This window comes from Thalassospira sp. HJ (genome assembly GCF_000948415.1).
Taxonomy (GTDB): Bacteria; Pseudomonadota; Alphaproteobacteria; order Rhodospirillales; family Thalassospiraceae; genus Thalassospira.
In genome coordinates this window covers 111,752-125,497 of record NZ_JYII01000012.1, presented here as the reverse complement: position 1 = coordinate 125,497, position 13,746 = coordinate 111,752, and the positions used below count along the sequence as shown (strand labels likewise).

At 53.9% G+C, this 13,746-nt stretch carries 12 protein-coding genes; 5 read left to right on the top strand and 7 right to left on the bottom strand.

From position 1 onward, the window contains the following. Positions 1–6: 6 nt before the first annotated feature. Together UF64_RS09385 and UF64_RS09380 are read right to left on the bottom strand one after the other, a co-directional pair. Positions 7–2,451, bottom strand: coding sequence for an FAD-dependent oxidoreductase (locus UF64_RS09385; protein ID WP_044828362.1), 2,445 nt, complete (start codon positions 2,449–2,451; stop codon positions 7–9). 9 nt (positions 2,452–2,460) lie between these two features. Next, entirely contained in the window at positions 2,461–3,018 is a 558-nt protein-coding gene (locus UF64_RS09380; protein ID WP_044828361.1) for a helix-turn-helix domain-containing protein, read from the bottom strand. A 372-nt stretch (positions 3,019–3,390) separates the two neighbouring features. On the opposite strand from UF64_RS09380, the gene UF64_RS09375 reads away from it, so the two are divergent. Both UF64_RS09375 and UF64_RS20525 read left to right on the top strand, forming a co-directional pair. After that, positions 3,391–4,149 (top strand): SDR family NAD(P)-dependent oxidoreductase, encoded by a 759-nt coding sequence (locus tag UF64_RS09375; protein WP_044828360.1) that lies wholly within the window; start codon positions 3,391–3,393, stop codon positions 4,147–4,149. Positions 4,150–4,160: 11 nt separating this feature from the next. Next, positions 4,161–4,304: a hypothetical protein gene (locus tag UF64_RS20525; protein WP_161794611.1), complete on the top strand. Its 144-nt coding sequence runs from the start codon at positions 4,161–4,163 to the stop codon at positions 4,302–4,304. 66 nt (positions 4,305–4,370) lie between these two features. Here UF64_RS20525 and UF64_RS09370 read toward each other — a convergent pair whose 3' ends face one another. After that, a complete protein-coding gene (locus tag UF64_RS09370) occupies positions 4,371–4,964 on the bottom strand; it encodes a TetR/AcrR family transcriptional regulator (protein WP_044828359.1) in 594 nt (197 codons plus the stop codon). A gap of 214 nt (positions 4,965–5,178) precedes the next feature. Here UF64_RS09370 and UF64_RS09365 point away from each other — a divergent pair, with 214 nt between their 5' ends. Both UF64_RS09365 and UF64_RS09360 read left to right on the top strand, forming a co-directional pair. Beyond that, entirely contained in the window at positions 5,179–5,787 is a 609-nt protein-coding gene (locus tag UF64_RS09365) for an NADPH-dependent F420 reductase (protein WP_044828358.1), read from the top strand. 117 nt (positions 5,788–5,904) lie between these two features. After that, positions 5,905–6,660 (top strand): SDR family NAD(P)-dependent oxidoreductase, encoded by a 756-nt coding sequence (locus UF64_RS09360; protein WP_044828357.1) that lies wholly within the window; start codon positions 5,905–5,907, stop codon positions 6,658–6,660. A gap of 166 nt (positions 6,661–6,826) precedes the next feature. Here the strand turns inward: UF64_RS09360 and UF64_RS09355 are convergent, their stop codons facing one another. Both UF64_RS09355 and guaA read right to left on the bottom strand, forming a co-directional pair. Further along, complete coding sequence (locus tag UF64_RS09355; RefSeq protein WP_044828356.1) at positions 6,827–7,504, bottom strand: Wzz/FepE/Etk N-terminal domain-containing protein; 678 nt, start codon at positions 7,502–7,504, stop codon at positions 6,827–6,829. A gap of 548 nt (positions 7,505–8,052) precedes the next feature. Continuing rightward, positions 8,053–9,606, bottom strand: a complete 1,554-nt coding sequence (gene guaA, locus UF64_RS09350; RefSeq protein WP_044828355.1) for a glutamine-hydrolyzing GMP synthase — start codon at positions 9,604–9,606, stop codon at positions 8,053–8,055. Positions 9,607–9,896: 290 nt separating this feature from the next. On the opposite strand from guaA, the gene UF64_RS09345 reads away from it, so the two are divergent. After that, on the top strand, positions 9,897–10,187 hold the full coding sequence (locus tag UF64_RS09345; protein ID WP_152630652.1) for a hypothetical protein: 291 nt from the start codon (positions 9,897–9,899) through the stop codon (positions 10,185–10,187). A 131-nt stretch (positions 10,188–10,318) separates the two neighbouring features. Here the strand turns inward: UF64_RS09345 and UF64_RS09340 are convergent, their stop codons facing one another. Both UF64_RS09340 and guaB read right to left on the bottom strand, forming a co-directional pair. Further along, complete coding sequence (locus tag UF64_RS09340; protein ID WP_044828925.1) at positions 10,319–11,656, bottom strand: RsmB/NOP family class I SAM-dependent RNA methyltransferase; 1,338 nt, start codon at positions 11,654–11,656, stop codon at positions 10,319–10,321. 466 nt (positions 11,657–12,122) lie between these two features. Continuing rightward, a complete protein-coding gene (gene guaB, locus UF64_RS09335) occupies positions 12,123–13,589 on the bottom strand; it encodes an IMP dehydrogenase (RefSeq protein WP_044828353.1) in 1,467 nt (488 codons plus the stop codon). Positions 13,590–13,746: the final 157 nt, after the last annotated feature.

Here is a 13,746-nt window from a genome sequence, read left to right as displayed (position 1 = left end):
CCCGTTCTACGACTTCATCCGATCCCCGGACGGGTCGTAGAACGGACGTAAGGATGCTTGGGCACTGACCACTGTGCCGGCGACATCAATGCTATAGTTTGACGCCATAATATCGTTGGCAGTTTCGCCTTCACAGCCGATATAACCCATCCCGACGGCAGCAACCAGGTGATGGCCATAGGCCCCCGATGTCAGATGACCGACGATTTTGCCATCGCGCAGGATCGGTTCGTTATGGAACAGAAGCGGTTCCGGGTCGCTCAGTCGGAACTGCACCATTCGCCGTTTCAGGCCACTTTCGCGTTTGGCCAAAACAGCATCCCGGCCGATGAAATCGGGCTTGTCGGTTTTAACCGAGAAGCCAAGTCCGGCCTCAAGCACATGATCCTCACAGGTGATGTCATGGCCAAAGTGACGGAAGCCCTTTTCGATCCGGCAACCATCCATCATGTGCAGACCACAGAGCTTCAGGCCATGACCTTCACCCGCTGCCAGCAGCGTTTCGAAAACATGGGCTGCCATGTCGGCACTGACATAAATCTCCCAGCCCAGTTCGCCGACATAGGAAACCCGATGGGCGCGCGCGATCCCCATGCCGATTTCGATTTCTTGTGCCGTGCCAAACGGGCTGGCGGCGTTTGAGAAATCGTTGGGGGATACTGCGGATAACAGATCACGTGATTTCGGCCCCATAACGGCAAGCACTGCTTCGCCTGCCGTGACATCGGTGATGACGACCATATGATCGCTAATATGGCGGCGCATCCACGTTTCATCTGCCAGCCGCGTTGCCGCCGGTGTGACAACAAGATACACCAGCTCCGACAGGCGGGTGATGGTCACATCGGCCTCAATCCCGCCCCGCGCATTCAGGAACTGGGTATAGACGATCTTGCCCACCGGAACGTCCATTTCTCCACCGCAGATGTGGTTAAGGAAGGCCGTTGCATCCGGGCCTTCGACACGGATTTTGCCAAAGGACGACATGTCATAGAGGCCAACGCCGGTTCGGATCGCCAGGTGCTCTGCCTTGGCATTGTCAAACCAGTTGGGGCGTTTCCAACTATATTCATATTCCGGCTTTTGCCCCGGGTTGGCGAACCAGTTGGCGCGCTCCCAGCCGGCGAACTCCCCAAATACGGCTCCATTCTTCGCCAGATGTTCATGCAGGGGCGAGCGACGAATGCCTCGTGACGTTGCCTTTTGCCGGAATGGATAGTGATCGGCATAGAGCAAACCCAGCGTTTCTGACACACGTTCCGTCAGATAGGTCTTGTTGCCCTGAAATGGCTGCATGCGGGCAATATCGACATCGCCAAGGTCAAACGGCTTTTCACCGTCTTCCATCCATTGCGCCAGCGCCATGCCAGCCCCACCCGCCGACTGGATACCAATGGAATTGAACCCGGCCGCCACCCAGACATTATCCATGCCCGGCGCCAGACCGAGGTGATAGGCGTCATCGGGTGTGAAGCTTTCCGGGCCATTGAAAAAGGTATGAATGCCGGTCTGCCCCAAAAGCGGCAACCGGTTGATCGCCATTTCAAGGATCGGCTCGAAATGCTCGAAATCGGGTGGGAGTTCATCGAACTCGAAACTGTCGGGAATACCGTTCATGCCCCACGGCTTTGCCTTGGGCTCAAACATGCCGAGCAAGATCTTACCGGCATCTTCCTTGTAATAGGCGCATTCATCAGGCACGCGAAGAACCGGCAGGTTTCCTAGGCCGGGCACATTGTCGGTGACGATATAATAGTGCTCGCACGCATGCAGCGGCACATTAACCCCGGCCATCTTACCGACATCACGCGCCCACATGCCCGCACAGTTCACCACCAATTCGCAGGCAATTTCGCCCTGATCACCATCTTCGGATTGCCAAGACACACCGGTTATGCGCGATCCCGTTTTGGTCATGCCGGTGACTTTGGTGCGGCTATGAATTTTGGCTCCGCGCTTGGTCGCGCCACGCGCAAGTGATAGCGCGATATTCCCCGGATCGCCCTGCCCGTCTTTTGGCAGATAAACGCCTGCGGTCACGCCATCCAGATTGACATGCGGATAATATTCTCCGACCTCGGCCGTCGATATTTCCTCAATCTCCACGCCAAATGCACGGGCCATCGCGGCCTGACGAAACAGTTCTTCCCTGCGATCTTCGGTCAGGGCAACGGTGATGGCACCGACGCGTTTAAAACCGGTGGCAACCCCGGTTTCATCCTCAAGCGTGCCGTATAGTTCCTGCGAATATTTGGCAAGGCGGGTCATGTTGGCCGTCGCGCGTAACTGGGCGATCAGGCCGGCGGCATGCCATGTGGTTCCGGATGTCAGCTCCTTGCGCTCAAGCAAGACAACATCTTTCCAGCCAAGTTTGGTCAGGTGATAGGCCACCGAACAGCCAATCACACCACCGCCGATAATGACCACACGCGCTTTAGCAGGAAGAGTCATGGTTAAACCTCAATACACAGGGGGAGAAATAACCCACAGCGCAACGGCCGGGATGTCATAGGGATTGGCCCAGCGATAGCTGTCACCACGAATGCGGAAACTATCGCCTGCGGAAATCGTGTACTTCTCATCCTCAATCCAAAGATCGAGCGTACCGGAGATCAGATAGACAACTTCAGTGGTTGGACGTTTGGTGATTTCGGCGATCTCTGCCCCAGGCTTGAACGTCGAATGGATCACTTCAAAGTCGTCGGTCAAATCGGGCGAAATAAGGGTTTCGACCAAACCACTGTCATACGCCCCGATCTGACGCCGTGCGGCAGCGCGCACAACACGACCCTGCTCATTTTCAGGTGCTTCTGTGGTCCCAAAGAATAGTGACAATGGCACATCAAACAGCGAGGCGATCTCGCGCAAATCCTCCATTGTTGGCACAGAAAGGCCACGCTCAATCTGAGACAACCAACCCACAGATCGCCCCAACTGCTGTGACATCTTTTCAAGGGTCATCTTCCGGGCTTTCCGCAGCGCGCGAATGTCCTGGCCTAGTTTGACGGCGTTCGACATGGTTTTTCTCACAAAGGAGTTTGCAACTTGACCTCAAGCTTCATGAAATTTGTGACGTATTTTTCACACTTCGTCTATGAAAATTTTCCACATTTTTTCATAGACGATTGATTTCGCCCCTCCATATGCCGGTTTTGCTGGGAACCAGGCCCTAATTGCCAATTAACGTTTTTGACGTGGCAGCAAAGAAGCATGACCCAAATCCCATATGAAGCGCTCTGCCCCGACGGCATCGACCATAGAGTCCTTGCCGCTTGCAATCTGATTTGCCTATATGAAGATCAACAACAGGTGCGATGACAAACACGCGCAACATCAGCGGGCACAAGCCCGCACCAACAGGGAAAACTCTTCAGGAAAGGAAGTCATTAAATGACGCAGAAAGTCGCATTGGTCACGGGTGCCGCACGCGGAATTGGCCTTGCCACCACCAAACTGTTTATCGATCAGGGCTGGAAAGTCGCCATGATTGATCGCGACAGACCGGAACTCGACGCTGCGTCAAAAACCGTTTCGGATGCGGCTTCGGCCTTTGAATATGATGTCTCGATACCCAAACAGGTTGATCAGATGGTCGATGCGGTCCTTTCGGCCTTTGGGCGGCTTGACGCGGTCGTGAACAACGCCGGCGTTGCCGACTTCCTGCCTGTCGAGGAAACCAGCTTCGCCACCTGGCGCCGGATCATGGAAACCAACCTTGATGGCGTGTTCCTTGTCTCGCAGGCAACGATACCGGCACTCAAGGAAACCAAAGGTGCCATTGTCAATATCGGCTCGATCTCCGGCCTTCGGGCATCGACACTGCGCGTGGCCTACGGCACATCAAAGGCAGCGGTCATTCACATGACCAAGCAACAGGCCGCCGAACTTGGCGAATATGGTATCCGCGCCAACTGCGTTTGCCCCGGCCCGGTCAAAACCAAACTGGCGATGGCCGTCCACTCGCCTGAAATCATCTCAGCCTATCTCGATGCCATGCCGCTGGGACGTTACGGCACTGAAAATGAAATCGCCGAAGTCATCCACTTTCTGTGCTCGGAAAAGGCAAGCTTCGTCACCGGGCAGATCGTAGCAGCCGACGGCGGGTTTGAAACAACCGGCGTTGGCCTACCGGCCCTTCGGGCAAAGTAAAGGCACTAGCCATGCGCTCCCTTCGCCTGATCACGACGTTCGCCGCAGTCCTGTCCCTGTCATCCTGCCTGACCTTCAACTGGCAGCGCAGTGTGCAGCAGGCAGTGTCAAACGCATGTAACGCGACGGGGGATTGCGGATCAGATGGGCCTTGAGATAACCCGCACTACTCTCACATCATGAACCACAGACAATTCACCAGCCGGTTCTGGTGTTTGTTTTTATTTGTTCCGTGCAGCAGGCCATGTCGCAAGCACGTGCTTAATGACCGCCTCCAGATGTTCTTTGGTCGCGCCGGCTTTTGCCTGGACCGCCATGCCTTGACTTACTGTCATGACATACTTTGCCAAAACCGCAGGGTCTGCTGCCTCCGAAAGGTCACCTTCTTGACGGGCACGCTCCAGACGATCACATAGCGCCTGTTCGCTTGCATTCCGCCGACGTACCAGTTCGAGACGAATAGGCTCCGCGCTGTCTGAGCACGCCAATGCCCCATTCACGCCCAAGCAACCGCGTGCGACATCATTTCTGGTCTGGAGATCAAAGGATCCCTTCAGGATGGCTGCGACTACAGCGTATGACGTCGGTTCGTTCAAAGCAGCCTGCATGAATGTCATATATTTGGCTTCGTAGCTGTCGAGCGCCTTAAGAAAAAGCGCCTCCTTGTTGCCAAACACAGAATAAAGCCCCGGACGCGCGACGCCTGTCTCCCGTGTAAGGTCGTCAAGGGACGTGCCTTCGTAACCCTTTTTCCAAAATACGTTCAAAGCGGCGTCAAGCACCTGCTCGGCGTCAAATTCACGATGTCGTCCCATCAACTCTCCTTTTGATACCGATCAGTATAAAAAACTTGACTCCCGATGTCCACATAAGATACCGATCGATATAGTACCGATCGGTATTAAATTAAAATCATCCTGCTGATCGACGCAAAATCAAGTGCCTGAACGCCCATTAAGTCCGCATGTAGGCCAAAATGAACTCTGTGGTCCATTCGGAAATAGACATCCCGTATCAAGGAGATGACCAATGAAGATAGGAGTGATCGGTACCGGCATGGTCGGAAAGACACTTGCTACAAAGTTTGCCGAGCTGGGATATCAGGTTCTTCTTGCAAACAGCCGAGGAACAGAAGCGGTCGCAAGGAGCATTGAAGGTTCTATCGCCTCAATTACCCCCTCCGAAACTTCCGACGCCATGGGATGCGACGTGGTTTTCCTATCCATCCCTTGGACAGGAGTGAAAGACCTTCTTGAAACCGAAACGCCTCAACAGGGCCGAATTCTCGTCGACACAACGAACATATTTCTGACTTACCCGCCCAACGCGACAATCGACGATCTGAAAGGCGGGTCTGGAAGCGAGACCATCGCCGAACTTGCCCCGCATGCGCGCGTCGTAAAAGCGTTTAACACGCTGCCTTTTAACACCATGTTCGCCCCTACTCCGCCCAAGATGCGCCGTGTCCTCTTTGTTGCCGGAGACAATGAATCAGTGATTTCAACAGTCGCTTCATTGATCTCGGAACTCGACCTCCAACCCGTGATGCTTGGATCGCTGGCAACTGCAGGCCGTCAAATGGAACTCGGTGGGGCCCTGAGCGCCCTAGAGCTTCTGGCACCGGTAAAAGGGGATTAATTGCTCACGCACCTTTAGCCAGCCAGCCCCCATACAAGCAGCTTTGCAATCTTGCACCGACGTGACTGCGCTCCACGCAGTCATTGAACGACATAAGACAACATTAAGGAGCCTCCCATGACCAAACCTCTTTCCGGTAAATCAGTCCTCGTTACCGGCGGGTCGCGCGGGCTTGGCGCGACAACCGCAGCCGTATTGGCTGACGCAGGCGCCGACTTAGCAATCAGTTACGCGAGTTCTGACAAGAAGGCAGAAGCCGTAGTCGAAGGCATCAGGTCCAAGGGCGCGCGTGCTTATGCATTCAAAGGGGATCAAGGGGATCCTTCAGCGTCCGAACCATTGATACACCAAGTGGTCGACAATTTTGGCAAACTTGACATCCTGATCAACAATGCCGCCGTCGCGTGGCAGGGAAAAACCATTGACGATCCCGAGATCGACAACGCAGCAATGGACCGCCAGTGGTCCATCAACACACTTGGTGTCATTGCCAATATTCGTGCAGCCGCCAAGCTTATGCCCGATGGAGGCCGTATCATATCAGTAGGCTCCGGCCTGGGTACGCGTGTCGCATTTCCGGGAACAACGGACTACGCAGCAACCAAAGCGGCAGTCGTCGCCTATTCCAAAGGGGCCTCGCGTGACCTCGGCCGGCGGAATATCACGGTCAACGTTGTTCAGGCAGGGATCATGGATACGGACATGGCATCCGGATCAAAGGACAACCTTCCCCCTATCATTATGGACAGCCACGCAATCCCACGTTTTGCAACGCTAGATGAGGTTACAGCAGCGATCCTGTTTCTTGCGGGACCTGGCGCCGGATTTATCACCGGAACCGTTATGGATGTTAATGGAGGTTTTACAGCATAGAACGACAACCACAGGCAACAAACACCCTAAACAGCAAACTTGTTACCACTCAACAATAGACATGGCATAGGGCATTGATTTGAATTGCATTATCTTTCACTTTCTAAAAAACTTCCAACTATCCAATTCGCGCTGCTAAACAGGAGATCGGAAGTTGTCCTTATACTTATGCTGACCGCTCCTTACGCTTGAGCATAGCCTTACGAACAAGAACAAAGAGGGCACTAATCATCCCACCTAGCACAATCGACATTGCAAGTATCAACGGGACTTTAGGAGATGTCTGCGAAACAGAAATAGAACCAAAAGAGAGAACCATTTGCCCATTATCTATGGACCGAATAATCCTTTTCGCATTCAGCATATTGTCAGCCACTCGTTCCGTGCTCAGCAAGGCATCAGTGAGTTCATTTTGAATCAAAGCAAGTTCAGTCGAGGCTTCAGCATAAACTTCTTTTGTCAGCAATTCATTGATACGTACAAAATCTGCTTTGTACCCATCTACATCCAATGGGTTTATTGTTATCAACGATAAGGAGGAACTTTTTTTCGAATCATTCCACCCCCCCTCAAGTAGCGATATCAATCGCTTACTTTGTTCACTTTCAATACATTCAACGACCTGATTACTCTCATCGCATATTTGTTGAGTACTAACCGAATAGACATTAAATGCATAAGGAACAGAAACTTCATACTTTGGCTGGGCAACTTGCGAATATACAAACCCTACAAAAGTTACCAAAATAACAAAGGTAACGATGAACCACTTGCCTCCCCATAACGTTTCGAGAATCTCAAATAAGTCGATTTCATCATCGTATGTTGGACGAACTTCAGACATCAAATCTCCTCCGCGACAATACTGTTAAAGCGTAGTTTGATGACACAACACCCAACGTATAATGTCTACAGTTACGTGTGCTATTAGAAGGAAGGATGATTCGGGTCATAATCATATTCCAAAAATCAGTCGCTTAGGACAAAACTTAAGACTTAATGCCATTGATGCAAACTACGGAAAATAGCTATCGAGACATAAGGAACGTCACCTAGAGCCACCTTCTTCTTCCCATTGACAGCATCTAACACAACTCTGATCTTGCAGACGACACATCCCCCTCATTTAGCAGAGCATTCATCAATGCTCCAACCCAACTGATTGGGCCAATGCTGTAATAATTAACTTTCCAATATTACGTTCTGATTCTTCAATCAAATCGTATATAGCGAACACCAACTTTAGGTTATCTATCGAGATGGGTTTGGAGCAGCGCTAGCAAACATCTGAACTACGTGGTTTTCGAAACGATTGACCTGAGGTTTTTCACACAAGATCAAGCAATGCGTGTTGAATTCACGCACCAAACAGAAGAAGTTGCTGCGATTGAATTATTCCCACTCAATCGTCCCTGGGGGCTTCGAGGTGAAGTCGTAGGTCACACGGTTGATGCCGTTAACTTCATTGATGATGCGGTTGGCGATGCGGCCGAGCAGTTCTGGCGGGAAAGGGTAGAAGTCCGCAGTCATGCCGTCGGTCGAGGTTACCGCGCGCAATGCACAGGCGTAATCGTATGTGCGGCCATCGCCCATAACGCCGACGGTACGGACCGGTAGCAGAACGGCGAAAGCCTGCCAGATGGCGTCATACAGACCGGCATTGCGGATTTCTTCGAGATAGATTGCATCTGCCTTGCGGAGCACATCAAGCTTCTCGCGCGTGATCGGCTGGCCGGGAATGCGGATGGCAAGGCCCGGTCCGGGGAACGGGTGACGGCCAACAAAGCTGTCAGGCAGGCCAAGTTCACGACCAAGGTCACGGACTTCATCCTTGAACAGTTCACGAAGCGGTTCGACCAGCTTCATGTTCATGCGTTCCGGAAGACCGCCGACGTTATGGTGCGACTTGATAGTAACCGACGGGCCACCGGTAAAGGACACACTTTCGATCACGTCGGGATAGAGCGTGCCTTGTGCCAGGAAGTCCGCACCACCGATTTTCTTGGCTTCTTCTTCGAACACTTCGATGAAGAGACGGCCAATGGTTTTGCGTTTTACTTCCGGATCGGTTTCACCTTCGATGGCACCGATGAAGGTTTCCGAGGCATCCACATGCACCAACGGAATGTTGTAGTGATCACGGAACAGGGTGACGACCTGATCGGCCTCGCCCGAGCGCATGAAACCATGATCAACAAACACGCAAGTCAGCTGATCGCCAATCGCTTCGTGGATCAGAACCGCTGTAACGGAGCTATCAACACCACCCGACAGACCGCAGATGACCTTGCCATCGCCGACCTGCTTGCGGATCTTGTCGATGGCATCATCCTTATAGGCATGCATCGTCCAGTCGCCGGAGCACCCGGCAACACCGTGGGTGAAGTTCCTCAGAAGCTGCGCACCATGCGGGGTGTGAACCACTTCCGGGTGGAACTGCACGGCATAGAATTTCTTCTCGTCATTGGCGATGGCGGCAAACGGTGCGCCTTCGGATTTACCGACAACGCGGAAGCCATCAGGCAGGGCGTCAACGCGGTCGCCGTGGCTCATCCAGACCTGTTCGCGTGCGCCTTCTGCCCAGACCCCTTTGAAAAGATCGCAATCCTCGATCACATCGACAAAGGCACGACCAAATTCACGATGGTCAGAGGTCGCAACCTTACCGCCCAACTGATTGACCATGGTCTGCTGACCATAGCAGATGCCCAGAACCGGGATGCCCAGCTCAAACACCTTTGCCGGCGCAGAAGGCGCCTTGTCCCAATGGACCGATGCCGGACCACCAGAAAGGATGACCGCCTTGGGGGCATATTCATCCAGGAACGCGTCCGAGATGTTGTTAAAAGGATGGATCTCGCTATAGACACCGCTTTCGCGCACGCGACGTGCAATCAGCTGGGTGACCTGGGATCCAAAATCAATAATCAGCACGCGATCAGTCATCGGGCCGTATCTCCGTCGAAGATTGGGTTGCGCCGTACATACGCCAAACCATCGTGATGGGCAACCCGGCGCAGGCGGTCCCCCAACGATGCATTCAAAAAACTTTTCCCGGTCTTATCGGACGGGGTATGCAATTGCGGCGGTTTTGCGCGCAAGCCTCCCCGAAAATCCCACAATTGGTCCCTTTTTTCTGCGCAATGGCCGCGCAGTATCCACCCTAACGGAACGCGGGAAACACCACGTCCAAGCACGAGCACCACACGATTGATCAAAGCAAGGGACACATTATCATGAGCAGTTCTACCGGAAGCAAAATCGCCATGGCCGTTGCGGGTCTTATCCTGATTGCGGGCACGGCAACCGCCATCGCCATGACCCAGAAAGACGGCGGCACTACCCTGCCAGTCATCGGCAGCGAAGAAACCGCGCCGAACGAAAATGCCAAAAGCCTGATCCCCGATAGTGTCGAGGAAATCGTTCCGGGCATGAAAAACCTTGAGAACGGCGACGCGTCCAAGGGCGATGGCAACGCGACAGGTACTGGCACCATCTTTGATGAACCGGTACAGACCACCGAGTAACGCGCTCACGCGTTCAGGGTTAAACAAAATCGGCCCTGCGAGTGATGCTCGCAGGGCCTTTTTGTATGCAGGCAGAACAAGGGCTGCGTCAGGCTTGGCTTGGGTTCCATATGCCATGCGCGCCAGTGCCATTACTTTACCTTGCCTTTTGCGGTGCGTTCGAAAACCGCGACAAAGAAGCCATCCGTGCCATGGACATTCGGCGACAGACGCAGCCAAGGCTTGTCCTTACCACCCGGCACCGGCACCGATTTCGGCGCATCCGGCCAGATTTCATTGATCGGCACAGGTTTGAAATCCTTGCGATCACGCATGAAGGTTTCGATCAGACGTTCGTTTTCTTCCGGCATGATCGAACAGGTGGCATAAATCAGACGCCCGCCCTTGGTCACCTTGGCCGCACCGGCCTTAAGAATCTTGCTTTGCTCCGCCATCAAGCCACGCAGATCACGCTGACCAATACGCCAGCGCAGTGCCGGGTTACGACGCAGCGTCCCAAGACCAGAGCACGGCACATCAAGCAGTACCCGGTCAAAGAAACCCGACTTGTTGCGCAACCAGCTGTCGCGTTCATCAGCAATGATGCGCTGCTGAATGCAATCGCCTGCACCGGCACGACGTGCACGTTTACGCGCATTGTCCAGACGACCGCCATGGGTATCACAGGCAAGAATACGGCCCTTGCCGCGCATGTCTGCCGCCATGCCAAGCGTCTTGCCGCCACCGCCCGCACACATATCCAAAACCGTCATGCCGGGCTTCGCACCGACGAGGTTGACGCAAATCTGCGATGCCTCGTCCTGAATTTCGATCAGGCCGTCTTTGTATGCCGCCGTTACCAGCATATTGAGGCCAAGCGGCAGGCGCAGACCATTGGGTGCATACGGCGTGCGTTCGATATCCTTGATGCCATCGGCCTTCAGCGACTTGATGGCGTCTTCAACCGTGCCACGCAGGCGGTTGACGCGCAGATCCAGTTTAGCCGGCTGGTTATAGGCCGCCATTTCGGCCGGTAGATTTTCATGATGGAGCTTAAGCAGCTCCGCATAGAGCCATTTCGGCAGTTCGGTCTTGACCGCACCGGGCTGGGCATCATGATCAAGGCTGTTGCCAGCAAGCTTGTTGGCGAGATGCTTTTCATTCGGGCGCAGTTCATCGGGGCAGAACTGATCACCGTTAAACAGGCCTTCGATGGCGTCGCGGTCCATGCCGTCATGCAGAACCAGATCGGCAATCATGCGCGCACGACCGTCCTGGAACTGATAGTCGCATTCCGCCAGCCACCAGCCCAGACGGGCTTGATGACGGATCAGGTTATAGAACCGTTCGCTGATTTCACGACGATCCCCGCCGCCGATATACCGGCGTGATCCGAAATAGCCTGACACAACGCGGTCAGCGTCATCTCGGTTATGGGTCCAGCCATCGTAAAGTTCGATAACGGCTGCTATGCGGGCACCGGGTTTCAAAGCGAAAAATCCAACCTGTTTGCGGGTGAAGAACTGCTTCGCATATGGGAAGCGCGCCAACACCTTACGATAAAAATGTAGGACCAATACTCCCTAATCTGGTTGCAATGGCAGCTGTTATAGATAAGAAATACAAGGAAAATTCCGAAGTTCGGGTCGGCATCCCGGACGAGGAGTTTGACGCGGGAGTTCTTATCTATAACAGCTGTCCTCTGGATCGCTCAGGTTTGCGCCATCTACTTTGTCGCAAAACTTTGAAAGATACTGATCTTCCTGCAGTTTAGCTTCGCGTATCTGGGGCAAACCTGAGCGACCATTACAACCAGATTGGGGAGCATTGGTCCTAATGACGGCAGGAAGACCTGCCGTCATCGAAATTTGAATGCGCCTCATATCATGGCAGGGACCATTCGCCAACAGCGTCAAACGCAAGGCAGGTCCGCCAATCAGCAGGCGCAAAACCCAATCAGCCGCCCGGACGGTAGTTCGGTGCTTCACGGGTGATGGTCACGTCATGGGCGTGGCTCTCGCGCAGGCCCGCATTGGTGATACGTACGAACTCTGCACGTTCGCGGAAGTCCGCAAGGGTTGCCGAACCGGTATAGCCCATCGATGCCTTAAGACCGCCAACCAGCTGGTGAATGATCTGACCAGCCGGGCCTTTGTAAGGAACGCGGCCTTCGATGCCTTCGGGGACCAGTTTCAGGTTATCCTGAACGTCCTGCTGGAAATAACGGTCTGCCGAGCCACGTGCCATCGCACCGACCGAACCCATACCACGATAGGACTTATAGGAACGGCCCTGATACAGGATGACTTCACCGGGGGCTTCGTCCGTACCAGCCAGAAGCGATCCGACCATGCAGGTGCTTGCGCCCGCTGCCATCGCCTTGGCGATATCGCCAGAAAACTTGATCCCGCCATCGGCAATGATCGGCACACCAAGCTTGTGGGCCATTTCACCACATTCAAGAACAGCGGTCAGCTGCGGCACACCAACACCGGCAACAATACGGGTCGTACAGATCGAGCCCGGGCCGATACCAACCTTAACCGCATCGGCACCGGCTTCTGCCAATGCCTTGACGGCTTCGGCGGTTGCTACGTTACCGGCGATGATCTGGGTATCGCCAACCTGTGCCTTGATCTGCTCGACCGCCTTGATCACGCCAGCCGAGTGGCCGTGTGCGGTATCAATGACGAGAACATCCACGCCGGCTTCGACAAGGGCGGCAGCACGTTCGAAACCGGCTTCACCAACACCCGTTGCCGCCGCAACGCGCAGACGACCACTTTCGTCCTTACAGGCATTGGGGTGCAGCTTGGCTTTTTCGATGTCCTTGACCGTGATCAGGCCGGTGCAACGATAAGCTTCGTCAACGACAAGCAGCTTTTCAATGCGGTGTTGGTGGAGAAGCTTTTTGGCTTCGTCGGTATTCACATTCTCGGTCACCGTGACCAGACCTTCGTGGGTCATCAGTTCGGAAACCGGCTGTGCACGGTTGGAAGCAAAACGGACGTCACGGTTGGTCAGAATACCGACCAGCTTGTTCGACCCGCGTTCAACAACCGGAATACCGGAAATGTGGTTGGCATCCATCAGGTCGAGCGCATCGGCCAGCGTCTGATCGGGATGAATGGTGATCGGGTTAACGACCATACCCGATTCGAACTTTTTAACTCGGCGAACTTCTTCGGCCTGCTGTGCGATATCGAGGTTCTTGTGAATGACCCCCATGCCGCCATGCTGTGCCATGACAATCGCCATCGCGCTTTCGGTAACGGTATCCATTGCCGAGGAAAGCAGCGGGATTCTGAGTTCAATATTCTTGGTAATGCGGGTGTTGGTCTGCACCTGAGCAGGCAGCACTTCTGATGCTGCGGGTTTGATCAATACGTCGTCAAACGTCAGGGCTTCGGCAATGCGGGTCATCTGGCCACCTCGTTAATCTGAGTTGGCGCGGAATTTATACACGTTATGCCCCAAATGCCAAGTTTTGAGCGCCCATAACAGCCCTGTGATTTTATTGATGCTTTATTTTGCGCATTCCGTTAGAAACTGGTCGATGGGGCTGCCGTCAGGCGAGCCC

What these genes read in the sequence shown, in the direction of transcription:
- UF64_RS09355 (WP_044828356.1), bottom strand. Translation starts at nt 7,504, where the DNA reads ATGTCTGAAGTTCGTCCAACATACGATGATGAAATCGACTTATTTGAG.
- UF64_RS09385 (WP_044828362.1), bottom strand. Translation starts at nt 2,451, where the DNA reads ATGACTCTTCCTGCTAAAGCGCGTGTGGTCATTATCGGCGGTGGTGTG.
- UF64_RS20525 (WP_161794611.1), top strand. Translation starts at nt 4,161, where the DNA reads ATGCGCTCCCTTCGCCTGATCACGACGTTCGCCGCAGTCCTGTCCCTG.
- UF64_RS09380 (WP_044828361.1), bottom strand. Translation starts at nt 3,018, where the DNA reads ATGTCGAACGCCGTCAAACTAGGCCAGGACATTCGCGCGCTGCGGAAA.
- UF64_RS09345 (WP_152630652.1), top strand. Translation starts at nt 9,897, where the DNA reads ATGAGCAGTTCTACCGGAAGCAAAATCGCCATGGCCGTTGCGGGTCTT.
- UF64_RS09360 (WP_044828357.1), top strand. Translation starts at nt 5,905, where the DNA reads ATGACCAAACCTCTTTCCGGTAAATCAGTCCTCGTTACCGGCGGGTCG.
- UF64_RS09365 (WP_044828358.1), top strand. Translation starts at nt 5,179, where the DNA reads ATGAAGATAGGAGTGATCGGTACCGGCATGGTCGGAAAGACACTTGCT.
- UF64_RS09375 (WP_044828360.1), top strand. Translation starts at nt 3,391, where the DNA reads ATGACGCAGAAAGTCGCATTGGTCACGGGTGCCGCACGCGGAATTGGC.
- guaA (WP_044828355.1), bottom strand. Translation starts at nt 9,606, where the DNA reads ATGACTGATCGCGTGCTGATTATTGATTTTGGATCCCAGGTCACCCAG.
- guaB (WP_044828353.1), bottom strand. Translation starts at nt 13,589, where the DNA reads ATGACCCGCATTGCCGAAGCCCTGACGTTTGACGACGTATTGATCAAA.
- UF64_RS09370 (WP_044828359.1), bottom strand. Translation starts at nt 4,964, where the DNA reads ATGGGACGACATCGTGAATTTGACGCCGAGCAGGTGCTTGACGCCGCT.